At 52.6% G+C, this 24,587-nt stretch carries 20 protein-coding genes and 1 pseudogene; 9 read left to right on the top strand and 12 right to left on the bottom strand.

Annotation, left to right across the window (positions count from 1 at the left end; genetic code table 11):
* A pseudogene (locus GJJ30_RS20270) lies at positions 1-1,257 on the bottom strand (TCR/Tet family MFS transporter); the annotation flags it as partial.
* 67 nt (positions 1,258-1,324) lie between these two features.
* Here GJJ30_RS20270 and GJJ30_RS20265 point away from each other — a divergent pair.
* Positions 1,325-2,191, top strand: a complete 867-nt coding sequence (locus tag GJJ30_RS20265) for an aldose 1-epimerase family protein (RefSeq protein WP_154176988.1) — start codon at positions 1,325-1,327, stop codon at positions 2,189-2,191.
* 107 nt (positions 2,192-2,298) lie between these two features.
* Here GJJ30_RS20265 and GJJ30_RS20260 read toward each other — a convergent pair whose 3' ends face one another.
* From GJJ30_RS20260 to GJJ30_RS20250, 3 genes are all read right to left on the bottom strand, one after another.
* Entirely contained in the window at positions 2,299-3,138 is an 840-nt protein-coding gene (locus GJJ30_RS20260; protein WP_154176987.1) for an OmpA/MotB family protein, read from the bottom strand.
* A 132-nt stretch (positions 3,139-3,270) separates the two neighbouring features.
* Positions 3,271-4,467, bottom strand: coding sequence for an L-2-hydroxyglutarate dehydrogenase (lhgD, locus tag GJJ30_RS20255; protein ID WP_154176986.1), 1,197 nt, complete (start codon positions 4,465-4,467; stop codon positions 3,271-3,273).
* 93 nt (positions 4,468-4,560) lie between these two features.
* Positions 4,561-5,757, bottom strand: a complete 1,197-nt coding sequence (locus tag GJJ30_RS20250) for an anhydro-N-acetylmuramic acid kinase (protein ID WP_154176985.1) — start codon at positions 5,755-5,757, stop codon at positions 4,561-4,563.
* Between the two features lie 91 nt (positions 5,758-5,848).
* Here GJJ30_RS20250 and GJJ30_RS20245 point away from each other — a divergent pair, with 91 nt between their 5' ends.
* The 3 genes from GJJ30_RS20245 (at position 5,849) to GJJ30_RS20235 (ending at position 9,084) form a co-directional block, all read left to right on the top strand.
* Entirely contained in the window at positions 5,849-6,727 is an 879-nt protein-coding gene (locus tag GJJ30_RS20245; RefSeq protein WP_154176984.1) for a fructosamine kinase family protein, read from the top strand.
* 115 nt (positions 6,728-6,842) lie between these two features.
* Positions 6,843-8,240 carry a DEAD/DEAH box helicase gene (locus tag GJJ30_RS20240; protein ID WP_310588345.1) on the top strand — a complete coding sequence of 466 codons (1,398 nt, stop codon included), beginning with the start codon at positions 6,843-6,845 and terminating at the stop codon, positions 8,238-8,240.
* Positions 8,241-8,310: 70 nt separating this feature from the next.
* Positions 8,311-9,084: a tetratricopeptide repeat protein gene (locus GJJ30_RS20235; RefSeq protein ID WP_154176983.1), complete on the top strand. Its 774-nt coding sequence runs from the start codon at positions 8,311-8,313 to the stop codon at positions 9,082-9,084.
* Here the strand turns inward: GJJ30_RS20235 and GJJ30_RS20230 are convergent.
* The 6 genes from GJJ30_RS20230 to GJJ30_RS20205 all read right to left on the bottom strand — a co-directional run bounded on the left by GJJ30_RS20230 (position 9,077) and on the right by GJJ30_RS20205 (position 14,687).
* Entirely contained in the window at positions 9,077-9,820 is a 744-nt protein-coding gene (locus GJJ30_RS20230; protein WP_154176982.1) for a DUF2306 domain-containing protein, read from the bottom strand. The genes GJJ30_RS20235 and GJJ30_RS20230 overlap by 8 nt on opposite strands.
* Positions 9,821-9,971: 151 nt before the next feature.
* Positions 9,972-10,883: a LytR/AlgR family response regulator transcription factor gene (locus tag GJJ30_RS20225; protein WP_154176981.1), complete on the bottom strand. Its 912-nt coding sequence runs from the start codon at positions 10,881-10,883 to the stop codon at positions 9,972-9,974.
* A 149-nt stretch (positions 10,884-11,032) separates the two neighbouring features.
* Entirely contained in the window at positions 11,033-11,653 is a 621-nt protein-coding gene (locus GJJ30_RS20220) for a rhomboid family intramembrane serine protease (protein WP_154176980.1), read from the bottom strand.
* Between the two features lie 38 nt (positions 11,654-11,691).
* Positions 11,692-12,675, bottom strand: a complete 984-nt coding sequence (locus tag GJJ30_RS20215; protein WP_154176979.1) for a polyprenyl synthetase family protein — start codon at positions 12,673-12,675, stop codon at positions 11,692-11,694.
* Between the two features lie 77 nt (positions 12,676-12,752).
* Positions 12,753-13,676 (bottom strand): tRNA (adenosine(37)-N6)-dimethylallyltransferase MiaA, encoded by a 924-nt coding sequence (gene miaA / locus GJJ30_RS20210; protein ID WP_154176978.1) that lies wholly within the window; start codon positions 13,674-13,676, stop codon positions 12,753-12,755.
* A 111-nt stretch (positions 13,677-13,787) separates the two neighbouring features.
* Positions 13,788-14,687, bottom strand: a complete 900-nt coding sequence (locus GJJ30_RS20205; protein WP_154176977.1) for a PDDEXK family nuclease — start codon at positions 14,685-14,687, stop codon at positions 13,788-13,790.
* A gap of 136 nt (positions 14,688-14,823) precedes the next feature.
* Here GJJ30_RS20205 and GJJ30_RS20200 point away from each other — a divergent pair, with 136 nt between their 5' ends.
* The 5 genes from GJJ30_RS20200 (at position 14,824) to GJJ30_RS20180 (ending at position 23,157) form a co-directional block, all read left to right on the top strand.
* Positions 14,824-15,561 (top strand): hypothetical protein, encoded by a 738-nt coding sequence (locus tag GJJ30_RS20200; protein WP_154176976.1) that lies wholly within the window; start codon positions 14,824-14,826, stop codon positions 15,559-15,561.
* Entirely contained in the window at positions 15,558-18,332 is a 2,775-nt protein-coding gene (locus GJJ30_RS20195) for a TonB-dependent receptor (protein WP_154176975.1), read from the top strand. Before GJJ30_RS20200 ends, GJJ30_RS20195 begins: the two co-directional genes overlap by 4 nt.
* 5 nt (positions 18,333-18,337) lie before the next feature.
* On the top strand, positions 18,338-19,480 hold the full coding sequence (locus GJJ30_RS20190) for a DUF4249 domain-containing protein (protein ID WP_154176974.1): 1,143 nt from the start codon (positions 18,338-18,340) through the stop codon (positions 19,478-19,480).
* 27 nt (positions 19,481-19,507) lie between these two features.
* On the top strand, positions 19,508-20,662 hold the full coding sequence (locus GJJ30_RS20185) for a DUF4249 domain-containing protein (protein ID WP_154176973.1): 1,155 nt from the start codon (positions 19,508-19,510) through the stop codon (positions 20,660-20,662).
* Between the two features lie 128 nt (positions 20,663-20,790).
* A complete protein-coding gene (locus tag GJJ30_RS20180; RefSeq protein ID WP_154176972.1) occupies positions 20,791-23,157 on the top strand; it encodes a hypothetical protein in 2,367 nt (788 codons plus the stop codon).
* Here the strand turns inward: GJJ30_RS20180 and GJJ30_RS20175 are convergent.
* A complete protein-coding gene (locus GJJ30_RS20175; protein ID WP_154176971.1) occupies positions 23,150-23,971 on the bottom strand; it encodes a hypothetical protein in 822 nt (273 codons plus the stop codon). The two genes, GJJ30_RS20180 and GJJ30_RS20175, sit on opposite strands and share 8 nt — an antisense overlap.
* Positions 23,968-24,510 (bottom strand): hypothetical protein, encoded by a 543-nt coding sequence (locus GJJ30_RS20170; protein ID WP_154176970.1) that lies wholly within the window; start codon positions 24,508-24,510, stop codon positions 23,968-23,970. The genes GJJ30_RS20175 and GJJ30_RS20170 overlap by 4 nt, the downstream gene beginning before the upstream one ends.
* Positions 24,511-24,587 lie beyond the last annotated feature (77 nt).

Genomic DNA, 24,587 nt, shown 5'->3' with positions numbered 1-24,587 from the left:
CTAAAGGCCGGAAGTCGATTCTTCCGTTTTGGGTACCATCGAATGATCTGTTCCCAAGGCCTTTGCGATTAAAATGACGCCAAGCAGCGTCAACACTGCGCCCATCAGAAAGGGCGCGCCCGGAAAATACACCGGCGCTTCGGGTTTCGTAAAATACGCAAACAAGTTGGTCATTAACAAGGGGCCAACGATGGACGTCATGCTCGCCAGACTCGTCAGCGCGCCCTGCAATTCGCCCTGTTCATTAGGCGGAACGTGCGTCGAAATAATGCCCTGCACGGCGGGACCGGCCAAACCGCCCAGCGCGTACGGAATCATGAACGCAAACATCATCCAGCCCTGGCTGGCAAACGCAAACAGCGTAAAACCGATGATGGAGCAGGTCAGCCCCGTAAAAACCGCCCGTTTCTGACCCAGTTTCGGAATGGCCACCCGAATCAAACCGCCCTGGACAATAGCGACCGTCAGGCCGATGAAACCGAGCGAATACCCGACCCAGGCTTCGTTCCAGTGGAATTTTTCTATGACGTAATACGTCCAGACCGATTGGGGCGCCTGACCGGCAATGTAGAGCAACACCATCGTGCTGACCAGCCCGACAATGGCCGGATAGCGTTTCAGCCGTTTCAGCGACCCCACCGGATTGGCCCGTTTCCAGTCGAACGCCCGGCGATGGTCCGGCGACAGCGATTCCGGAAGGATAAAATAACCGTAGATGAAATTCAGTAGCGAAAGTCCGGCGGAAATCATGAACGGAACGCGGCTACCGTACTGGCTGAAAATACCGCCAATAATGGGCCCAACAATGAAGCCCAGCCCAAAAGCGGCCCCGACCAGCCCGAAATTCTGCGCCCGTTTCTCCGGCGGACTAACGTCGGCAATGTACGCGGCCGCGGTGGTGAAACTGGCTCCGCAAACTCCGGCAACAAACCGCGCGACAAACAACCAGGCGATGGTGGGCGCAAACGCACAGAACACGTAATCGGCGCCCAGGCCGAAAAGTGAAATGAGCAGTACCGGTCGCCGACCGAACCGGTCGCTCAAACCGCCCAGAATGGGTGCAAAGACAAATTGCATGATGGCGTAGGAAAACGTGAGCCAGCCGCCGTATTGCGACGCTTCGCTGAGATTTCCGCCGGTCAGTTCTTCAATCAGTCGGGGAACGATCGGGGCGATAACCCCAATACCCGTGCAGTCGATGAGAATGGTAATGAAGATGAACGTCAGCGCCCGGTTGCGTTGTGGAGCCATGCGGTAAAAATTTGCCCAAAGTTACGGCTTTCTGCCCATTTTTGTCGCGAAGTTGCTGAAACCATTTGCAAACATGACCATACTCGAAAACGATTTCATCAAAGTTGGCATTCGCCCGAAAGGCGCCGAACTCACTTCACTCTATAACAAACAGACGGGGATCGAACACCTCTGGCAGGCCGATCCGGCGGTTTGGCCCTGGCACGCACCGAATTTATTTCCGGTGGTCGGCGGTTGCCTCGACAATCAGATCATCGTCGACGGAAAACCGTACCCGATGGAGCGGCACGGTTTTGCCCGCCATTCCGAATTTACGGTGGTGGAAGCCACGCCAACGAAGGCGGTTTTTGCGCTGCAAGCCAACGACCAAACGCGGGCAGTTTATCCCTACGAGTTTGAGTTTCAGATCGAATACCGGATTGAAAATCAGGTACTGACGATCATTTACCGGGTGATCAATCCGGAAAATAAGCGGATGTATTTTTCGGTGGGCGCCCACCCGGCTTTTGCCGTGCCGTTTCTGCCGAATGAACAATTCGAGGATTATTACCTGGAATTTCAGAAGGAAGAACCGCTGGAACGCCATATGCTGTCGCCCAAAGGCTACTTTACGGGCGAAACCCAGCCGGTTTTGACCGTCGACCGACAACTTCCGTTAGTCAACGATTTGTTTAAAGACGATGCGCTGGTGTTCAAAAATCCGGAGTCGCGGAGCGTGACGATCCGGAGCCGGAACCATGATCATGCCGTAACGGTCAGTTTTCCGGCGTTCCCGTATTTCGGCCTGTGGAATAAACCGGGGGTTTCGTTTGTCTGCATCGAACCCTGGCTGGGCTGCGCCGATAGCGAAGGTACGCCGGTGCCGTTCGAGGAAAAAGAAGCCATTCAGCACGCGGAACCGAACGGTTTTTTCGAAACCGGTTTTACGATTGGGGTATAAAAAAGTGGCCGAAGGTCTGATGATCTTCGGCCACTGCCCCTAAATCCCGAAGCGTCCAAGTCCCCTTTAGGCCGGGCCGACGCTTCGGGATTTAGGGGTAAAGTAAATTATTTTTTCTCCGTCAACAGGTTGAAGAACTCATCCAGTTTCGGCAACAGCACGATTTCGGTACGGCGGTTGGTCTGACGACCCGCTTCCGTGGTGTTATCGGCTTTCGGAATGTATTCAGAACGGCCACCGGCGGTCAAACGGGCCGGAGCAACGCCAAACTGCGATTGCAGCGTCCGAACCACTGAAGTTGCCCGCATAACGCTCAAATCCCAGTTGTCTTTCAGGAATTGCGTCGAGATCGGGTACACGTCCGTGTGGCCTTCCACCAGCACATCCAGATTATTATGATCGTTGATCACCTGCGCTACTTTGCCCAGAACCGTCTCTGCCTGTTTGTTTACGACGTAGCTCGCCGAGGGAAACAGCAGTTTGTCGGAAATTGAAACATAGACAACGCCTTTCTTCACTTCCACCTGCACATCGCTGTCGTTGATGTCAGAAAGTGACCGTTTCAGGTTTTTAACCAACAACAAGTTGATCGAATCCCGGCGTTGTGCCGAAGAGGACACGTTCGAGAGCGTTTCCAGCGAACGACGGATGCTTTCGGCACCGGCTTTGCTGACAATCGACAGATCGGCCATCCGATCCAGGAGGTTCGTGTTGGTTTTTTTCAGGTAATCCAGTTGACTCTGTAAATCGGTAATCTGACCGTTTTTAGTAAGCAGTTCGGCGTCTTTGGTGCCGAGGCTACTTTGCAGACTGGCCGTCTTTTTAGAGCAGTCTTCCAATTCCAGTTTTACTTTGTCATGAACGGTTTGCAATTCAGCTAATCGCTTTTTGCTTTTACAGGAGGTAATTACGGTTAAGAGGGCAATGGCAAACAGGAAATTTTTCATATTTTTTGTTAGGGATAATAAAATTATTTAGGGTTAATGCTAAAGCTCTGCAAGTTACGAAGCAAATGATCATGGTAACAAGTGGATTTTTACATTATTTCTATTTTTAAGGTTTTTCTAATTATTCGGTCTTTAAAACCGGCTCAACGCTTTTTCCGATACCGTCAGACCGATTGATAACGACGAAGTTGCCGCCGGCGAAGGGGCGTTGCAGACGTTGATCGATCGCTCGGTTTCCAGAATGGCAAAGTCGTCGAGTAATCCGCCCGTACGGTCGCAGGCCTGCGCGCGAACGCCCGAACCGCCTTCCACCAAATCGTCTTCCTGAATTTCCGGAATCAGTTCCTGCAACGCCTTGGTAAAGGCGGTTTTGGAAAACGACCGGTACATTTCGCCCAAACCGGTTTCCCAGTATTTAGCGGCCACTTTCTGAAAACCGGACCAGCTCAGGGTTTCGTACATTTCTTTCAAATTAATGTCCGACTTCCGGTAGCCTTCCCGCTGAAACGCCAGCACCGCGTTCGGCCCGGCTTCGATCCCGCCGTGCACCATCCGCGTAAAATGAACGCCCAGAAACGGGAAATTGGGGTCCGGCACGGGATAAATCAGGTTCCGAACCAGATACTGTTTTTCGGGCCGGATTTTGAAATACTCCCCCCGAAACGGAATAATCCGCAGATTGATGGGCTCGCGTTGCGTCAGTTGGGCAATTTTGTCGGAATACAATCCGGCGCAGTTAATGACCAGTTTGGTTTCGTAGGTGGCCTTATCGGTCAGCACTACCGAGAGCGTATTTCCGGGCGTAATCTGCGTCACTTTCTCGCCCAGCCGGATTTCTCCACCCAGTTCCCGGAACTTTTCGGCGTATTTCTCGCACACCTGTACGTAGTCGATGATGCCCGTTTGCGGCACCCACATGCCCTCAACACCCCGGACGTGCGGTTCGATTTCGTGCATTTCGGCCTGCGTCAGTTTTTTCAACCCTTCCAGCCCGTTCTGCTGCCCGCGTTCGTAGAGGTTGTTGAGCTGCGGTATTTCGGCCGGTTTGGTAGCCACCACAATTTTGCCGCAAAGCTCGTAGGGAACGTTCTCTTTCTCGCAGAATTCCAGCAGCATCCAGTAGCCCCGAATGCAGTTGGTAGCTTTCAGACTACCCGGTTTATAATACAATCCCGAATGAATAACGCCACTGTTGTGGCCGGTCTGGTGGGCCGCCAGCCGGTTTTCTTTTTCCAGAACGGTTACCGAAAGGCCGGGGCGCTGCCGCTTGATTTGCAGGGCCGTCGCCAGCCCCACGATGCCGCCCCCGATGATGATGATATCAGTCATGTTATCTATTTTTAGCCCCTAAATCCCCTGAAGGGGACTTTTTGAATCCGGATGTTTTGGCGTCCAAGTCCTCTTCAGGGGATTTACGGGTATTTAATTCGGAAAAGATATTTTGCCCATCGAAACTGTCGGAACGCCCTGCCGGTTTCCGAACGAGGTGTGCCCGCCCGCAACGGCTTCGTTGGCCAGAACGGCAAATAATATGGCTTCTTTAGCGTCGCCCGAAATGCCCAGATCATCGGTATTGGCGAAGCGAAAACCGGGGAGCAGTTCCTGAATGGCGCCCGTCAAAACCGGGTTGTGCATGCCGCCCCCGCTGCGGTAAATCGTGTAATCCTCGCCCGGTTTGATCACTTTCTGAATCGCTTCCACGATGGTTTCGGCGCTGAACCGGGTCAGGGTTGCCAGCAGATCTTCGGGTGTCAGGTCGTCGGTCTGGCTGCGCTGCCGGGCCTGCTCCACATAATCCGGGTTAAAAACTTCCGGGCCGGTGGTTTTGGGAAAGGGAGCCGTAAAAAACGAATTTTCTTTCAGCGCCCGTAACAAGTCCGGATTGACAGTGCCGCGTGCGGCAATCTGCCCATTGGCGTCGTACGGCTGATTGAAAAGTTGCCGCGTAAAGGCATCGATGAGCGTGTTGCCGGGACCGGTATCGGTCGTAAAAACTTCCTCAGCATTCAGATTTCCCGGCAGATACGTAAAATTCGCAATGCCGCCCATGTTGAGCATCAGGCGGTTTTCGCCTTTTTTCGAAAAGATAAAATAGTCGCCATAAACCGCCAGCGGAGCGCCTTCGCCCCCTTTAGCGATGTGTTTCTGGCGAAAATCGCTGAGCGTAATGATGCCTGTGGTCACCGCAACGTGGTCGCCATCACCGATTTGGAGCGTCGCGTTCGGAAAGTTAGCGAGCCGGTGCTGACTCTTGGGTGCGTGAAAAACCGTCTGGCCGTGGCTGGCCACGAGGTCGACGTCGGCGGCTGTCAGGTTCCAGCGACGGAGGCAATCGGCCACCATTTGGCCGTGTAACTGGCCAATCCACGCGTTAAGCAGGCATAAATGTTGAAAATCGATTTCTTTTTTGGCAAAAACTTTCCGTATTTCCGCCTTCAGGTCGTCGGTATACGGAATAGTCTCGAAATGGGTCAACGCAACGTCGGTTTGCGGACCGCTGTCTTTAATCCGACAGAGCGCCACATCCAGACCATCCATCGACGTACCCGACATCAGTCCGATAATCCGGCGTTCCGGGCGCTGGGCCAGTTCATACAAATGTTGTATCTGGGTATTCATAGCAGGGGAGCGGGATGAGGAGGGCAAAAGTACCAACTGGAAACTGTAAATCGAAACAATAAACCACGACAACAGAAAACAGGATTGCGTGATGTGGCTGGGAGAAGAACAGTTTGATTTTTTTGAAGGGCTCCTTTTCCAAACCCTGGGCCGGTCGGTCGAAGTGTTGGAAGCCCGGTTTTTGATGGGAGGGAACGTCAGCACGGCTGCGCAGGTTTTTTCGTCGGAAGGGCTGTTTTTTGTGAAATGGAACCCCGACGAGAGCATCGATATGTTCGAGTGGGAAGCCCGTGGACTGGATTTGCTCCGTTCCACCGAAGCGGTTTACATTCCTGAAGTGATTGGCTACGGAAAATACCGCGATAAAACCTACCTGGTGCTGGAATACATCGATCCGGTGGTGGCAAAACCCACCTACTGGGAATCATTCGGGCAGTCGCTGGCGTTATTACACTCACACACCCAATCGAAATACGGCCTGAGCTTTGATAATTACATTGGTTCGCTGCCGCAAAGCAACACATTAACAGACAACGGGATCACTTTTTACATCGAGCAACGACTCCAGCCGCTGGCCGGTATGGCGTATTACAAAGGACTTATTTCCAAAACGCTGTACGATAAATTTCAAAAATTATACCTGCGGCTGCCCGATTTATTGCCGGTTGAACGCCCGGCGTTGCTGCACGGCGATTTGTGGTCGGGAAATGTCATGGTAAACGAACAGGGCGATGCCACGCTCATCGACCCGGCGGTTTATTACGGCTTGCGCGAAGCCGAGCTGGCGTTCACCACGCTCTTCGGCGGTTTTGACGAGCGGTTTTACGATGCCTACGATGAAGCGTTCCCGATGGAAGACGGTTTTCAGGAACGGGTCCCGATTTACAATCTGTATCCGCTGCTGGTGCACCTGAACCTGTTCGGAACCGGTTATTTGAGTGGCATTGAACGGGTGTTGAATCGTTTCTAGACGATGATGAGTGTGATTTAAAATGATGACGGTGATTCAGTGACGCTGATGATTTTTCTGAAACGTCACCCAAATCATTTCATCAGAATCATCGTCATCATTTTAAATCATCAGAATCATAGTGAACTCTTTCGAAGATTTTAAGCTCAACCGGCAGCTACTGAACGCCATCGAAGAGGCTGGGTATACGCAGCCGACGCCCATTCAGCAGCAGGCGATTCCGCTGGCGATGGCGGGACATGACGTGTTGGGCATTGCGCAGACCGGTACCGGCAAAACGGCGGCTTATCTGCTGCCGCTGCTCATGAAAATCAAGTACGCGCAGGGGCAGCACCCCCGGGCGTTGATTCTGGCCCCGACGCGCGAACTGGCAATGCAGATCGACAAGGCGATCACGGAGCTGGCGAAGTACACCGACATCCGGCACGTGGCAATTTATGGCGGAATTGGCCCCAAAACGCAGATTGAAACCATTCAGAAGGGGGTTGATATTGTGGTAGCCACGCCGGGACGGTTTTCGGACTTGTATTCGCGGGGCGAAATCGTGGTGAAGCTGCTGAATACCATGATCATGGACGAAGCGGACAAAATCATGGACATGGGTTTCATGCCCCAGATTCGGAAGATTCTGGAAGTGATTCCCGTCAAACGGCAGAATATGCTGTTTTCTGCCACCTTTCCGCCCAAAGTCGAAGAGCTTTCCTACGAATTTCTGGAGTTTCCGATGCGGGTGGAGGTAACGCCCCAGGCGTCGACGGCGGATATGGTGACGCAAAAAATATACGCCGTTCCCAATTTCCGAACCAAAATCGACCTGCTGGCGCATCTGATGAGTTTCGAAGATGCCCACCGGGTCATTGTCTTTGCTCGATCCAAGGAAACCGCCAACAACATCTATAAATTTTTAGCCCGCAAAGTCATTGCCGACGACCGAATCCGGGTTCTGCACGCCAATAAAGGCCAGAATACGCGGATCAATGCGATGGAAGCCTTCAAGGAAGGGAATATTCGCGTGCTGGTGACCACCGACGTAACCGCGCGGGGCATCGACGTCAACCAGGTCAGCCACGTGATCAACTTCGATGTGCCGCTGATTTACGAAGATTACGTCCACCGGATTGGCCGCACGGGGCGCGCCAACCACACCGGCGAAGCCATTACGTTTGTGACGATGCCGGAGGAATACCACATCCGGCAGATCGAGAAAATCATCCGGATGCAGATTCCGCGCGAACCCATTCCGGAAGCGGTTCCGATTACCGAAACGCCGTTTGAAGAGCAGCAGAGTTTTCTGAAAGAGATTGACGATCAACGCAAAAAAGCGGATCCCACCTTCAAAGGCGCTTTTCACGAAAAGAAAGGAGTACCCGCCAAAGGCCGGGTAAAACCGGCAACTGCCCGCAGTTCATCCGCCCCTTCCCGCAACGCCCCGACCCGCGGAAAATCGCCCAAAAGCCCGACCGGGCGAAGTAGCAAACCTCAAACCGGTTCTTCCCGTCGCCGGAAGACGTAACCGTTTTTCATTTTTTTGTACTAAATTAGATGCCCCTACGTTCTATAGGGGTTAGTACGTTGAACGTCTCATGAATAATCGGACAAAAGGAATACGGTTTTTCGGCCTGCTGCTTTGCCTTCCATTGGGTGTTGCTGCGCAGACCGGATCACTGGTAAGTTCGGCCCGGAAGATCGAAGCCGGTAAAAATGATACCGTTGTTGAGGTTTCGAAAGAAACCAACCATGCTGCTATAAACCCGATGGTGACGCCTTTGTTTGGAGAAAAGGCAAAAACTACGGAACATATTGCCTGGGAAGTACGGTTTTTGAACGAATGTGACCAGAGTTTTGCCAATCGTACCGAAGCCAGTCAGTTCTTCTCGACCCGCGCCTGGGAATACCTGACGGAAGGCCAGCTGGATACGGCGACCTACCGCTTCAATCTGGCCTGGCTCCTGAACGACAAAAACTCTGATACGTACTGGGGACTTGGCGTCATCAGCTACCAGCAGGGAAAAACGCCCGAGGCCATTCGGCTCCTGAAAAAAGGGCTGGAAGTAGCGGATTCGAACGCCGTTCTGATGACCGATCTGGCAACGGTCGAACTCAAGCAATACAAGGAAAACAAAGATAACGAACTGCTCGAAGACGCCATTGCCGTGCTCAACAAAGCGTTGAAGTACGATGAAACGAACGCCAACACGTTCATGCGGTTGTCGTGGGCGCATTATGCCAAGGGCGATTATGCGGCCGCCTGGGAGAATCTGCACAAAGGCCGCACGCTGGACCTGGCTTCGGTCGACTTCGTCTACCTGCAGGAACTCCGCGAGAAAATGCCCGACCCCAAAGGCTTTTTTAAATAACTCCCGCCGATCCATGGGTACGTAAGTCCTTCGGTTTTACTTTATCCAGCTTATATTTCGCCAGGTAATACCGGATCGTGCGTCCGATCAACATGCCGCCGATAATGCCCGGCAGTGTCCAGGCGGCAATATCGACCAGGAAATGATGATCCGGTAAATACCGGGTGTTGACCGTCGCGAAAGCCGTCAGCGTCGCGATGTAGGAACCGCACATCCGGGTGATATGCCCGAAAAACCACTCCATTTTACCGTAGCGCGCTTTTTCCGGGTGCCGGATCAGGCTAACGTCGTACCGGGCGTTAGCGAACAGAATACCGGCGAAGAAGAAGTATAGCATCCCGAAAATGGAAATGCTTCCGGTTGTAAACCACCCGAAAACCGCCCGAACGCCCAGCCCAAACATCACCAGCGAAGCACCCACCGCCAGATAAGCGGCTAGTTGATCCGTCAAGGTAAACTGAGTCTGTGCTTTTTTCATCCTTAGAATGCGCCGACCCGAAAAGCAGAAATAAAAGCTCAGAATGGCAATAAACAGCAAAAACAGCGAACTGGGTTTGAAGAAAACCAGGTAAACGGCGGTAAGGCAGACGACGGCCATACACCAGTAAAATACCAAACCGGTCAGTTTGTGCAGCCGACTTCCCTTTTTGGAAACCATCGGAACAATCCCGACCAGCAAGGCGAGAAAACCGGCCGATATGTGGCCAATCAACATGATTTTGAGCAGGATATTCATGACCCGAAAGCGTTTGGTTGTGTTCAATTCGTTGGAACAAACCTACGTGAAGTCGGAAAACCGGTCAAATTAAAGGGTTGTGTAGCAACCCTTTGGGGAGTTTGGGAACATCCGGGACGTTTGGCAAAGGAGTTGGGATGTTTGACAACCCTCAGGACAACGCTTTCAGCTGGGCCACCAGCGTGTCATTGTATTTCCGGGCCACCGGCAGCTGAAACTGACCGTTGTGCAGATGTAGTTTGTAGCCCTGTGCGTTGCCCGTCACCTTCTCCACTTTTTCCAGATTGACGATGTACGACCGGTGGCACCGGGCAATCGAATTGCGGACAATCGGATTGCGGACAATCGATTTGGTAGAAGAATCCGGGTCAAGTTGATTTTCCAGTCGGCTCAGGCTGCTCCGAAGCAGTGTTTTCACCGGTTCGTTGTTTTTCAAATACACCACCGTCGAATAATTGTCGCTGGATTCGATATAGAGCAGGTCGTTGGCTACGAAAGTCAGGCTGTCTTTTTCGTTCTCGGCGGTTATCGTGATGACACAAGGCTCTGGTTCGTCGATGCGGTTTTGCGCCGGGTGTTCATGAATCGGTATTTCCCGGGCCGCCTGGCTGTACTTTTTGAGTTTGATGATGTAATTGACCACAACGGAGCCCCCTACCGGGAAAACGCCAATCAGAAAGGTGACGACCATCATCCCGAGCAGTCCGATGCCGTGAAAGGGTTTTCCGATCAACCAGTTGAGGTAGAGATAGTTGACGACGGCAATGAGCGTAATGTGCGTGGTTACCCAGAGAATTTCGCGCCCAACGGTCCAGCGTTCGTTGGTAAATCGGTTCGGGAACAAAACCGGCAGAAGCTGACTGAGACCGGCGGTTACGGCAAATGAAATCAGCCCGAAACCCAGGATTTTGGCATTTTTATAAGGCGTCTGCCACCGGTTCAGGTCAAACGGTTGAAAAACCAGCAGAAAAAGCCCCACAAATACGCCAATCCAGAACGCCTTTGCCCACCGCCGACGCGCCGGTTCTTCACAAGGGTAGGGTTGGTTTAGTAGTTGCGGCATGGGGTAAAAGTGACGATTGACGATTGACCATTGACGATGGAAAGCTGACAAAAGTAAATCCCATTAGCCATATTCTCTCTTTTCTTCCCCATCATCAATGTCAATCGCCAACCGTCGATGGTCAATCGTCGATGGTCAGCCGTCAATTCTCAAAACAACCTCCAGTTTGCAATTTCCTGGACAAAAGTCGAAACGACGGGTGGGTACAGAAGAATAACGACAATGATTCCGAAAGCGGCCCCGTATAAGTGGGCGTCGTGATTGATGTGGCCGCGTCCACGCCGGGATTCGTAGAAGGAATACGCCATGTAAAGCGCTCCAAAAATAAAACCGGGTATGCCAATGACGGCCATGAGGTAAATTTTTTCGGTCGGCTGAAACATGATGGCACCGAACAGCAGTGCCGACACGCCCCCCGAGGCTCCCAATGAGTTGTAGTTCGAATTATTGCGCTGCCGGATCAGCGTGGGAATATCGGAAACCACAATCGCAACCAGGTAAAAAATCAACAAATAAATTGGTCCTGATCCGCCGAAAAGGATGCTGAAAACCCGCTCGAGCAGTGTTCCGAAAAAATAGAGCGTGAACATATTGAAGAGCAGGTGACTCATGTCGGCGTGGATAAAACCGGAGGTTAGCAGCCGGTACCACTGCCCGCGCCGGAGCACTTTTTGCGGATTCAGAATGGTGCTTAGCAAGAACGATTCGTTGCGCCAGGCATATAAGCTAACAAGTACGGTTATGACGATAATAGCAAGCGTAACACTCATACAGTTCGGGTCGGTTAGGTGGGTGCGTGTGGATCTGGTCAGCTTTCCCGTTCAATGAGCTGCTCGGTAAAATCCAGCAACAGCGCCTTGCGGGCCGGGTCGGCAACCACCTGCTGGAAGTTGGCAAAACCCCGGGTGAAATAATCATTAATGCGGTTTTCGGTCAATTGCCGGATGCCCAACTGGTCGTAAATACCGGTTACGGCCCGGACTTTTTCCTGCTTGTCGAAATCCGTTGCCCGCAGCCAGCCGATCAGTTCGTCTTTCAACGGACCACTGGCCTGTTGCAGGGCTTCGATCAATAAAAACGTTTTTTTGTTGGCAATAATATCTCCACCCACCTGTTTCCCGAATTTCGCCGGATCGCCGTAAACATCCAGCAGATCGTCTTTCAGCTGAAAACCCAGGCCGATGTCAATGCCGCCTTCGCGGAGTAACTGGCTGTTTTCATCGTCGGCACCGGCAATGATTGCTCCCATTTCGAGCGCAAAACCGAGTAAAACCGAGGTTTTCAGCTTGATCATCTCGATGTATTCCGCTTCCGTGACGTCCCAGCGGGTTTCAAAATTCATATCGAGTTGCTGACCTTCGCAGACTTCGGCGGCTGTGCGGTTGAAACGGGACAGCACTTTTTTCAGGTACGGGGTTTCCACATCCAGCAGCAGTTCGTAGGCATTCACGAGCATGACGTCGCCCGACAGAATTGCGATGTTGTGGTTCCATTTTTCGTGCACCGTCGGCTGGCCCCGGCGCAGGGGCGCCTGATCCATGATGTCGTCGTGCATGAGCGTAAAATTATGGAAAACCTCCACCGCAACGGCGGGTTTGAGCGCCTTCTGCCAGTTGTCACCGAAGAGGTAGGCCGCCATGAGGGTGAGCAGCGGCCGCATTCGCTTACCGCCCAGGTTCATGATGTAACTGATGGGATCGTATAATTCGGCGGGTTGCTGGCCGTAATCGGTTTGTTGAATCTCCTGATGAAGCGCTTCCAGAAAAACAAGCGGGTTTGTTGTTTGGGTCATGCCCCAAAAATACGGAAAACTGACGGGATTCGAATTAGGAGTTAAGAGTTAAGAGTTAAGAGCCGGGTTTTCCAGTGTTAAAGTGCCTGCAACTCATTGATGGTGAGGTCGACTAAGTGAGTAAGTGGTTGCTGACCGTCGAGCCAGTGAATGACGAAACCGTCGCGCTCCATCTTGCGAAAAAACGTCATCTGGCGCTTGGCAAACTGGTGAATGGCGGTTTCCAGCCGAGCAGTCATAGTCGGATAATCCAGGTTGCCATTCAGGTATTGGGTAATGAATTTGTATTCCAGGCCGTAAAAAATCAGCTTTTCCGCCGGAATACCGCTTTCCAATAACCGCTGCACTTCCTCGATCATGCCGTTCTGAAGCCGCTGCTGCAACCGCTCGGTGATCCGCTGACGACGTATCTCAACGGGTAAATCAATCCCGAAAATAACCGCATCGGGGAGCGAAACCGGGCCGGGAAGCTCGACGCTGGGGTTTTCGGTCAGATAAGTTGCAATTTCAATCGCGCGAATCAGCCGCTTGCGGGTGGAGGTATCGGCCAAAACCGTGTAAGCGGACGGTATTTGTCGAAACCGGTCGTGGAGTTCGTCATCGGGGTGCTTTTGCAGCTCCGCACGCAGGTCGTCATTGACCGGGATGGCGGTAAATTGGTGTCCTTTCAGCACGGCTTCGAGATACAAACCGGTTCCTCCGCAAAGGATGGGAGTCCGGCCGCGCTCCAGAATCTGGTGGTAAACGGTATTGAAATCCTGCTGAAACTGATAGAGATTGTATTCTGCTCCCGCATCGACAATATTGATCAAATGATACGGAATGGATTGATTACCAACACGGTATTCGTCCAGGTCTTTTCCGGTACCGATGTCCATGTCGCGGTATACCTGCCGGGAATCCACGCTGATGATTTCGCCATGGAGCCGCTGCGCCACCTGCACGGCCAGCCGCGTTTTGCCGCTCGCAGTCGGCCCCAGAATGACGACGGTTTTTGGCATAAGATAGTTTCTTGAACTGGGATTACGCAGATTAAACGATTAACTAGGATGGCTGCCGAAATCTTTTTAATTTTTTTATCCTCTTAATCCTTTAATCTGCGTAATCCCAGTTCAAGACAGTTTCACAAACTTAACACTCCCCGAATTATAAACCGGAATATAACCTTTGGCGGGCATTTCGTTTTCCGTTAAACCGGCGGGCAGGCGGCTGGGATAGTGGCGAATCCACTCGTCCGGCCGAACCCAGAACCGGTTGGGAGCGGTTTCTTCCAGCCGCGTAAAGCCCAATTTTTCGTAACTCCGTCCGTTCGACCAGTCGCGGTCGGCGTAGGTCATGATGTCGTCGGGCCGGGCGTCGGTCGTGAAGGCTTTCAGGAGTTTGTCCAATCCGCCCACCACCGTGACATTCAGCCGGTTGGCAAACCTTACCAGTTCCACCGAGCGGTACGAACTACCGTCGCGAATCACCTGACGCGGATAACTGAACGTAGCCACGGCTACCAAAAGCTCCGTTGCATTGGCGGGTTCGATGGCAAAACCGCTCGGTAAAACCCGAAAATACCGGGCGGGTAGAAACAAACCGTATTTGTATTTCGAGTGCGTCACGACCTGTAAATGATTTTCCTGCAAAAACCGCCCCGCCGTGGGTTTGTCAATGCGACGAACCTGCGTCAACCGGGCCGGAATCCGCTCGGAAAGCCCCACCATAGCCCGGAGCCGCGACCGGACAATGACCGGTTCACTTCGCCAGACATCCTCCCAGAGGTGAATCAGTTGCAGGCTTTTCGCCAAAAACCGGTCGGTGAGTTGCTGAAAAAAAACCGGCAGATCCGCCCGCTGCCGAATGGTTTCATAGGTCTCAAAATCAATACAGTGAAGAATAATGGGGGTGTCTGCCACGCGCAACAGCCGAAACGGCGTCTTTTCGGTGGTTACAAATGGCTCAAGCGCAAGTTCACCGGAAAGAAGCTCCTGAAAATCAGCGGGAAATTTAGACGGTTGGGTTTCCAACGGATTGGCGCGAAAAGTTGTCTATAGGACTAAAGTGAGCCCGGAATTAACGGGAAAAATCCGAAAAAATAGTATACTTGCTAAGTTAATCTGGTTTAAATACAACCTAAACGTCCAGACTGTTCACCCTTACCTGATGAATCGTATTGTTGTACTGGTTATCCTGATAGCCATTTTTCCGGGAAGCGCGGTTTTCGGACAAAAGGCTTCAGCAGATAGTGCATTCCGGGAACAGGCGGTTAACTACGCCCACGCCCGCTACGTCCGATCCACCGCCGACCAGGCGCGTTTGTACAACGGCGCGGAATACGTCGGGCACCTGCCAAGCATCAAAGGCTACCCGTACGTCGATTCGCTCTGGCGGGTCGGAACCGTGACGTACGACGGCGTTACGTACGAAAACATTCGGTTGCTCTACGATCTGGTCGACGATGTGGTGGTGGTGCCGCACATCGACAGCGTATACCGCATGCAGTTACAAAGCATCAAAATCAGCCGGTTTTCGATTCCCAATCACACCTTCGTTCGCATCGTGCGCGACACGGCCCACAACGTCGGGCTGCGTACCGGTTTTTACGACCAGCTCTACGACGGCCGGTCGACAGTGCTGGCCCGGCGGATCAAAACCATCAAAACCGAGCTGGTGCAAAATGCCGTCAAGGAAGAGTATCTGTCGGATAACTTCTATTACATTGAGAAAAACGGCCTTTTTTATTCGGTTAAATCCAAACGATCGGTGTTGAACCTGTTTGCCGATCAGAAGAAAGCGCTCCGAAAATACCTCCGCGAAAACCGCATCAAGTTTAGACAGAACCGGGAACAGGCGATTGTCAAACTTGCCCAACAGTACGACGAAGCTACCCGATCGTTATGACGAATTGCTACCGCACCTTCTTCCTTCTGTCCTGTTTTGTGGTTTCGCTGACCACCACTTTCGCGCAGCAAACCGCCGAAAAACCGATCCGCGGGCCGTTTACCAACGTGTCGTTCGTGGAGTTTGTGCGCGAGGTCGAAAACCAGAGCAGCTACCGGTTTTTTTACAACCTCCGCGACGTCGACAGCATCCGGGTCAATTATCAGAATACCAACCAGTTGCTACCGGCGGTTTTGCGGCAGGTGCTCGAAGGTACGAGTCTGTTTTACGCCATCGACGCCAAGAAACAGGTTTTCATTACGCCCGAACGCGCCATTCGGACGGATTTACCGATCGGTTTTTTTGACCGGGGAGGCAGCACATCAACCGAGCCCGACACCTCGATTGTTGATTACCTGGCGGAAAAAGAAAAACGGCGGATTACGCTCGAAACCCGGCTGTTCAACATCGGACGCCCGACCAACCCGATCCGCCCCGGCAACGCCAATCTGGCGGGTCACATCCGCAATGCCGCGTCGGGTGAGCCGGTGATCGGCGTGGCGGTTTACATCGAAAAACCGCGCATTGGCGTTGTAACCGATCAATTTGGTTATTATTCGATTACGCTGCCGCGCGGTCGGCACGAACTCAAGGTGCGCAGCATCGGCATGAAGGATACGAAGCGGCAGGTGATGCTGTATTCGGACGGCAAGCTGGAAATTGAGATGGAAGACGACGTGATTGCTCTGAAGGAAGTGCTGATCGAAGCCGAGAAGGACGTCAACGTGTCGGGTTTGCAGATGGGGCTGGAACGGCTCGACATCCGGACGCTGAAACAGGTGCCCACGGCCTTTGGCGAAGCCGATCTGCTGAAAGTGGTGCTGACGCTGCCGGGCGTGAAGTCGGTGGGGGAAAGCAGCGTGGGGCTGAACGTGCGGGGCGGCTCGACCGACCAGAACCTGATTTTATACAACGACGCCACGATTTACAATCCGTCGCACTTGTTCGGTTTCTTTTCGGCCTTCAACCCCGACATGATCAAGAGTGTCGAGCTGTATAAAAGCGGTATTCCGTCGCGGTATGGCGGGCGGCTGTCGTCGGTGCTGGAAGTGACCACGCGCGATGGCAACAAGAAAAAACTGGAAGGCTCGGGCGGGATTGGCGTTCTGACGGGCCGTTTGACGCTCGAAGGGCCGATTATCAAGGAGAAATCGTCGTTTCTGATTGGCGCTCGCTCGACATACTCGGATTGGTTGCTGAAAAGCCTGAATAACAAATCGTTCAAAAACAGCCGGGCGAATTTCTACGATCTGAACGCGCACATTACCCATGAATTCAACGAAAAAAATACCCTTTACCTGACCGGTTATTACAGCCAGGATGCGTTCAAGCTCAACAGCGATACGCTTTACGACTACAACAACCTGAATGCGACCCTGAAGTGGAAGCACATCTTCAATACGAAACTCTACAGCGTTTTTACGGCCACCACGAGCCGCTACGGCTATTCGGTTTCGAGCGAAGAAAACCCGGTCAACGCCTATAAGCTGAAGTTTCAGGTCGATCAGTCGACGTTTAAAACCGATTTCAACTACTATCCGACGGCCAAACACACAATTGATTTTGGCGTCAGCACAAGCCTTTACAAACTGCATCCGGGAACATTCGAACCGCTCGGCACGGCGTCGCTGGTTCGACCGGATCAGGTTTCGAACGAAAAGGCGCTGGAAAGTGCGCTTTACATCGGCGACCGGTTTGATATTTCGCCCAGGTTTTCGATCAGCTTTGGGTTGCGCTATTCCCTGTTCAATTACCTCGGCCCGAAGGATGTGTACGTGTACCCGAACGGTTCTCCCCGGACGGAAGCCAACATTCAGGATACGCTTTCGTACGGAGCCGGAAAAAACATTCAGACCTATCACGGCCCCGAATACCGCATTTCGGCGCGTTACGCCTTCACGCCCGACGCATCGATCAAGGTCAGTTTCAACCGGATGCGGCAGTATCTGCACATGCTCTCGAACACCACGGCCATTGCACCGACGGCCATCTGGAAGCTGAGCGACCCGAATATCCTGCCGCAGATCGGCGATCAGTTTTCGCTCGGGTTGTACAAAAATCTGCGGAATAACACGATTGAAACCTCGGTCGAAGCGTATTACAAAACGATGGAAAACGTGCTGGATTTCCGGAGTGGAGCCGTCCTGATCATGAATCACCACCCCGAAACGGAGGTCGTTCGGGCCAACGGCATTGCCTACGGGGTTGAATTTCTGATCAAAAAACTCACCGGGCGGTTTAACGGCTGGCTGAGTTACACGTATTCCCGCACGTTTTTGCGCGTCGACAGGAGCGTTCCGCAGGAAGTCATCAACAAGGGCGACTATTACCCGAGCAATTTCGATAAACCCCACGACGTGACCTGGGTCGGCAATTACCGCATCAACCGCCGGTTTAGTATTTCGCTCAACTTTACGTACAGCACAGGGCGGCCCATTACGCTGCCGCTGGCGAAATACGAGTTGGCCGGTTCGCAGCGGGTGTATTATTCCGAACGAAACCAGTACCGCATTCCGGATTATTACCGCACCGATCTATCGCTCAACATCGAGGGCAATCACAAAGTCAAGAAGCTGGCGCACAGTTCCTGGACGGTGGCGGCTTATAACCTGACGGGCCGCCGGAATGCTTATTCGGTGTATTTTAACTCAGTTGGCGGTATTGTTCGGGGTTACAAACTGTCCATTTTTGGGCAGGCGATCCCGACGGTTACCTACAATTTCAAATTTTGAGCGTGATGAAGAAATACCTCGTTATACTGGTTTCGCTGATCATCGGGAGTTGCGTCGATCCCTACCGCCCCCCCGCGATTTCGGCCCCTAACACCTACCTGGTCGTCGACGGTTTTTTGAACGGCGCGGGCACCAGCACCATTCGCTTGTCGCGCACGCAAAACCTGTCGGATGGCAAGAAACCGACCGTCGAAACCAAGGCCACGGTTAAAGTTGAAGGCGAAAAAGGAGGGAGCCAGACCTTTGTCGACAAGGGCGACGGAAGTTATACGCTGGATAACGGCAATTTGCAGTTCGGCCAGAAATACCGGGTGACCATCAAAACGGCCGCTGGCCGCAATTACCAGTCCGATTACGTCGTCATCAAAAAGACGCCCAAAATTGACGAGGTAAGCTGGAAAGTTTTTCAGAATGAGGGCCTCCAGTTTTACGTCAGCACCCACGACGAAACGAACAGCACCAAATATTACCGTTGGGAATACGAAGAAACCTGGGAGTTTTATTCCGCCTTTTATTCCCGCGTCGACTACGTCAAAAAAGCGTTTGTTACCCGGCTAGACGACATCAACCACTGCTGGGGTTCCGCCAAATCGAGCGGTATTTTTGTGGGATCGACAACGCAACTGACACAGGATGTAGTCAATAAAGCGCCGTTATTGTTTGTGTCCAACACCGCTTCCAACCGACTCAAATACCGCTATAGCCTGCTGGTAAAGCAGTATGCCCAAACCGCCGAGTCGTTCGAGTACTGGCAGAATCTGAAGAAAAATACCGAAAGTCTGGGGTCCATTTTCGATCCGCAGCCGTTTCAGGTCATCGGCAATATTCACGGCGTGACCGATCCGAACGAATCCGTCGTCGGTTATCTGAGCGGTTATTCCGTGGAAGAGAAACGGATTTTTGTCAACGGCTCCGAACTGCCGAACGAATGGAATGTTCCGAGTATGTATGAGTCCTGCCTGCCCGATACTGCTCCTCTATTTCCGACGCGGGAGAAGCAGTCGGCGGCTCAGCAGGCCGAAGCGGGCGCCATTCCCATCGACGAGGTTTTTTCGCCCTTTGGGGCCATCATCGGCTATCGGATGAGTTCGCCGTATTGTGTCGATTGCCGGACAGCGGGCAGCAACGTGAGGCCGAGTTTCTGGTAAGATTGTCGGCGTGATTCTGATTCGAATATGGTTGGCGCTGGAAAGAGATTGATTCGTATTGTGCTGGTCGTCATGTTCCTGGCCGGGAGCTGCGTCGATCCGTATCGTCCGCCGGAGATTTCGGCGCCTAACAAATTTCTGGTGGTCGACGGTTTTCTGAACGGCCTGGGAACCAGCACGATTCGGTTGTCGCGCACGCAAAACCTGACGGAAAGTAAAAAGCCGCCAATCGAAACCCGGGCCATCGTTCAGGTCGAAGATGAAAAAGGCAATGGCCAAACCTTTGTCGACAAAGGCGATGGGAGTTATACGCTGGACAACGGCAATTTGCAGATTGGGCAGAACTACCGGCTGACGATTCGGACAGCCGCCGGACGCAGTTACCGGTCGGATTTTGTGACGATTAAACGAACGCCGAAAATCGATGAGGTAAGCTGGAAAGCCCTGGAAGATGGCGTACAGTTTTACGTCAGTACGCACGACGAGACCAACAGCACCCGGTATTACCGCTGGGAATTTGAGGAAACCTGGGAATATTATTCCGCTTATTATTCGCAGTTTAAATACCAGAAAACCCAGTTTTTGTATCGGGAGGATAATATTAACCATTGCTGGCGGACCGAAAAATCGAGCAGTGTTGCGGTCGCTACGTCGAACAAATTGACGGAAGATGTCATTTCGCGGTTTCCGCTGACCTTTGTTTCGGGTTCGGCGTCCAACCGGCTGAAAGTTCGGTACAGCATCCTGGTCAAGCAATATGCGTTAACGGCGGAAGCGTTCGATTACTGGCAGAATCTGAAGAGAAACACCGAAATGCTGGGGTCGCTGTTCGATCCGCAGCCGTATCAGGTCACGGGAAATATTCACAGTGTCACCGATCCGACTGAGCCGGTAGTGGGTTATTTGAGTAGTCATTCGATGGACGAGAAGCGTGTTTTTATCGATGCGTCGGAATTGCCGCCCTGGCGGATTCCGAACGGATACGAAGCCTGTGACGCCGATACGTACCTGCTGATGCCCCCACCCACCGAAGTGTCGGCCATCGCGATGGGAGAGGCCGGTTTTATTCCGATCGATGCGGTTTTGAATTCGATCGGCAATGTCCACGGCTACCGGATGGCGTCGTCGGCCTGCGTCGATTGCCGGGTTGTCGGCACCAATGTCAAACCGAGTTTTTGGTAATTGTTCAAAAGACTATGAGTTTACTACTTACATCTGCCACCACTGAATCTCCTAAGGGGGACTTTTGGCATCCGGATGTTGCTGAGTCCAAGTCCCCTTTAGGGAATTTAGGAGCGGCTAGCCGTAAATTGTATGCGGTTTTTCTCCTGTTAATCCAATTCTGTTCGCTACCGGTTTGGGCGCAGGTTGATCCACAGAAGCAACTCGAAGCGTACCGAAACCGGGCGTTGCAGGAAAAACTGTTTCTCCACATCGACCGAACGTTCTACGTCGCCGGGGAGCTGATGTGGTTCAAGATCAATTACGTCGATGGCTCGTTTCATAAACCGCTGTCGCTGAGCAAGGTCACGTACCTGGAAGTGCTCGACAAAGAAAACCGCCCGGTTTTGCAAACGAAAGTGGCGATGGCCGACGGCGCCGGAGACGGTTCTTTATTCATTCCAACCACGTTAGCGTCAGGAAATTACCTGGTTCGGGCCTATACGAACTGGATGAAAAATTTCAGTCCCGATTATTTTTTTGAAAAAACGGTCACGATTGTCAACACGTTTCGCAAACTGGAGCTACCCCCGCTGAAAGACTCGCTGGCGACCGACATTCAGTTTTTTCCCGAAGGCGGAAACCTCGTTCGGAAACTGACCAGCACGGTGGCGTTCAAAACCGTTGGGAGTCGCGGCAAAGGCGTCGATGTACGGGGCGCAGTTGTCGATCAGACCAACGACACGGTGGTTCGCTTCAAGCCGCTGAAGTTCGGCATGGGGCGTTTTGAATTTACGCCCGCCGAAGGCAGGCAATACCGGGCGGTTTTGACCGATGCGAACGGAAAAACAATTACGAGACCCTTCCCGGCCATTCAGGAGCAGGGCTATACGATGCAGCTTGCGGAAAGCAGCAACGGACAACTGCGGATCACGGTCAACTCAAACACCAACGCAGCCACGGTTTATTTGCTGGCACACACGCGGCTGGCGGCCATTCAGGCCGACCAGCAATCATTCCGCGACAACACGGCTTCGTTCGTAATCGACAAAAAAACGCTGGGCGAAGGCATTTCGCACCTGACGGTTTTCGACGCCAGCCGGAAGCCGGTTTGCGAACGGTTGTATTTCAAGCGACCGGAGCGCCGACTCGCCATCGATGCCAAACTCACGAGTGGCGTCTTATCGACCCGCGAAAAAGCCGTGGTTGACCTGACGGCGCAGGACGAAACCGGCAAAGCCGCACTGGCCGATCTTTCCGTGGCGGTTTACCGGCTGGATTCGCTGCAACCGGCCGAATCCGGTGATATTCAGACTTATCTGCTGCTGACGTCCGATTTGCGGGGCGCGGTCGAATCGCCGGAGTATTATTTTTCGGCCAGCGGGCCGGAAGTTGCCGAAGCCACCGACAACCTGATGCTGACGCAGGGCTGGCGCCGGTTTCGCTGGGAGACGGTGCAGCAGCCCAATCAGCCGCAGGAAGAGTATTTACCCGAAGTAAACGGGCATTTTATTCGCGGGAAAATCGTTCATTCCGGCACGGGAATGCCCGGAAGAGGCATCAGTTCGTATCTGTCGGTGCCGGGAAAACACATTTTGCTGTACGGTTCGCGCTCGGATTCAGAAGGGCGGATTCACTTTGAAACGAAGGATTTTTACGGCCCCAAAGACCTCGTCGGGCAGATCAACCCGAAAGACAGCATTTTCCGAATGGAATTGCAAAACCCGTTTTTTGAGCGGTTTTCATCGCCGAGACCCCCGGTTTTCGATTTTTTGCCCGCACTGAAAGATCCGTTGCTGAACCGCAGTATTTCGATGCAGGCCCAGAACGCCTATTACCGCGGAAACCTGAGCCGTTATCAGCCGCCCAAAGTCGATAGCATTCCGTTTTACGGCATTGCCAACGAAAAATACATGCTCGACGATTTCACCCGGTTTCCGGTGATGGAAGAGATTTTTCGCGAATATGTGCCGGGCGTTATGGCCCGCAAACGCCGGGATGGTTACATGATCAGCGTGCTGGATGTGCCCCACAAGTTGTTTTTCGACAGCAGCCCGATGGTCTTGCTCGATGGCGTCCCGATTTTCAGTATGGATCGGGTGATGGAAATTGACCCCCGAAAAGTCCAGAAGCTGGAAGTCATGACCCGGCGCTACATCGTTGGGCCGTTGGTTTTTGACGGACTCATCAGTTTTACGACTTACAAGGGCGATCTGGCGGGCTATCGCCCCGATGCGAAAGCGTTGCTGGCCGACTACGAAGGCCTGCAGGTTCCGCGCGATTTTTACGTTCCGCGTTACGACACGCCCCAAAAATCGGGAAGCCGGTTACCGGATCTGCGCAATCTGCTGCATTGGGTGCCGTCCGTGAAGCTGAACGCGCAGGGCAAAGCCCAACTGGAATTTTATACGTCGGATGAGGACGGAACTTACCGCTTTGTCATCAACGGCATCACAGCCGACGGCCGCGCCGGGGGCAAACAGGGCTCGTTTGAGGTGACGAAAGTGATTAAGTAATCAGCTCATTCAGCTTTTCGCGCTCCGACCAGTCGATTTTTTCGGAGCCGGTATTTTCCAGCAGGTGATTGATGAAGGTCGCAATTCGGGTCGGAACGTAGCCGGCCGCCGTGTTGTCGATCAGCGAAATTTTCTTTTTCACAAACCGCCCCACCACCGACTTCTCCGCCAGTTCGAACAGAAAGTTGGTTTTGGTAATGCTGTTGTTGAAAAAATACGGATTGCTGCCGGTGATGTAATTGATCAGGATCAGTTTTGACGACGACTGTTTGATGACGGCGTGCATCCGGATTTGCTTTTTATCGTCGAGGTAAGCGCCCAATTCCATTTTTTCTTTCGGGAAAACCGCCTGCAAATACTCGTTCGCCGACCGCCGGAACTGCTCTTTGGTTTCGCGCTCCTCGGGCTCGACAAACTCGATTTCGGACATGCTCACCATAGCCGCAATAAAATTGGAAACGTCGAAAACCAGCGACGGAACCGCAATGGGAGTAATGGTTTTTTTGTAGAAATACGCCTTCTGGCTCGGCCCCTTTATTTCCTTGATACCGAACGCGTTGAAGTAGTGGTGCGCGATTTTTCGGTATACATCGTCTTCCAGGTTATACGAATTTTCGTAAAAACCGTTGTCGATCCAGCCACCGTCGGAAACGATGTATTCGTCGTCTTTGTAGGACAGAAAAACGGAAATGAATTTCTGCGTCGTCGTCGTGTAAGGCGTAATGATTTCCAGCGACTTACCCCGCTCCTTAAACGTCCAGAGCTGGCCGAATGCGTTTTTGATATCGTTATAAATCTCCTCGAATACCATCACAAAAACAAAACCGTTGAATTAGGGTCTTTTTGGGTTATGTGCAGCGGCAGTGCGTTGGGCAGAATGCGGATGAGCGGTATTTCGTCGTCGCGCAGGTTCAGCCTCGCTTCCTGACAAAAATACAGCATACTGCGGTTTATGTCGTCTTCCGGCGCGCCCATTTTAAACGTAACGTTGGCACCCTGCTGATTGTATTGACTGAAGTGCGGAGTGGTCACGCGTTGCTCGGCCAGTGGAATGGATTCGTCGGCGTTTCGGTGCGTGCAGCCATCGCTCCGGAATTGAAAAAACGGCTCCTCGCTCAGTTCGGCGCACTGCAGTTCGAACCGGAAAAAATCGTGATCGTTGCTTTTCACCCGAACCGAGAGCGTAATTTCCGCGTCCAGATCGCTGTGCGAAACCGCAACTTTTCCCTCCAGAAAGGCCGAATGTCCGCCGGTTTTAACCACATCCACCGTATCCCGGAGAACGTATTTATGTTCCCGCAACAGTTTTCGGTAAAAACCGTATTTGCTTCGAATCGCTGGTACAACTGACATTCCGATTCCTGATTACGACTGAAATTTGAGAAAAAGAGGACTTGTAAGTACGCAAAAGAAATTGAGAAAGCGGAGTT

This window comes from Larkinella terrae (genome assembly GCF_009668025.1).
Lineage (GTDB): Bacteria > Bacteroidota > Bacteroidia > Cytophagales > Spirosomataceae > Larkinella > Larkinella terrae.
Note: the sequence above shows the minus strand (reverse complement) of the source record. Positions and strands in the feature narration are given on the sequence as shown.

Coding starts and splice junctions, on each gene's coding strand:
- GJJ30_RS20220 (WP_154176980.1), bottom strand. CDS start 11,653: ATGAGTGTTACGCTTGCTATTATCGTCATAACCGTACTTGTTAGCTTA.
- GJJ30_RS20265 (WP_154176988.1), top strand. CDS start 1,325: ATGACCATACTCGAAAACGATTTCATCAAAGTTGGCATTCGCCCGAAA.
- GJJ30_RS20260 (WP_154176987.1), bottom strand. CDS start 3,138: ATGAAAAATTTCCTGTTTGCCATTGCCCTCTTAACCGTAATTACCTCC.
- GJJ30_RS20185 (WP_154176973.1), top strand. CDS start 19,508: ATGGTTGGCGCTGGAAAGAGATTGATTCGTATTGTGCTGGTCGTCATG.
- GJJ30_RS20195 (WP_154176975.1), top strand. CDS start 15,558: ATGACGAATTGCTACCGCACCTTCTTCCTTCTGTCCTGTTTTGTGGTT.
- GJJ30_RS20250 (WP_154176985.1), bottom strand. CDS start 5,757: ATGAATACCCAGATACAACATTTGTATGAACTGGCCCAGCGCCCGGAA.
- GJJ30_RS20225 (WP_154176981.1), bottom strand. CDS start 10,883: ATGCCGCAACTACTAAACCAACCCTACCCTTGTGAAGAACCGGCGCGT.
- GJJ30_RS20230 (WP_154176982.1), bottom strand. CDS start 9,820: ATGAATATCCTGCTCAAAATCATGTTGATTGGCCACATATCGGCCGGT.
- GJJ30_RS20200 (WP_154176976.1), top strand. CDS start 14,824: ATGAATCGTATTGTTGTACTGGTTATCCTGATAGCCATTTTTCCGGGA.
- GJJ30_RS20215 (WP_154176979.1), bottom strand. CDS start 12,675: ATGACCCAAACAACAAACCCGCTTGTTTTTCTGGAAGCGCTTCATCAG.
- GJJ30_RS20235 (WP_154176983.1), top strand. CDS start 8,311: ATGAATAATCGGACAAAAGGAATACGGTTTTTCGGCCTGCTGCTTTGC.
- GJJ30_RS20170 (WP_154176970.1), bottom strand. CDS start 24,510: ATGTCAGTTGTACCAGCGATTCGAAGCAAATACGGTTTTTACCGAAAA.
- lhgD (WP_154176986.1), bottom strand. CDS start 4,467: ATGACTGATATCATCATCATCGGGGGCGGCATCGTGGGGCTGGCGACG.
- GJJ30_RS20245 (WP_154176984.1), top strand. CDS start 5,849: ATGTGGCTGGGAGAAGAACAGTTTGATTTTTTTGAAGGGCTCCTTTTC.
- miaA (WP_154176978.1), bottom strand. CDS start 13,676: ATGCCAAAAACCGTCGTCATTCTGGGGCCGACTGCGAGCGGCAAAACG.
- GJJ30_RS20190 (WP_154176974.1), top strand. CDS start 18,338: ATGAAGAAATACCTCGTTATACTGGTTTCGCTGATCATCGGGAGTTGC.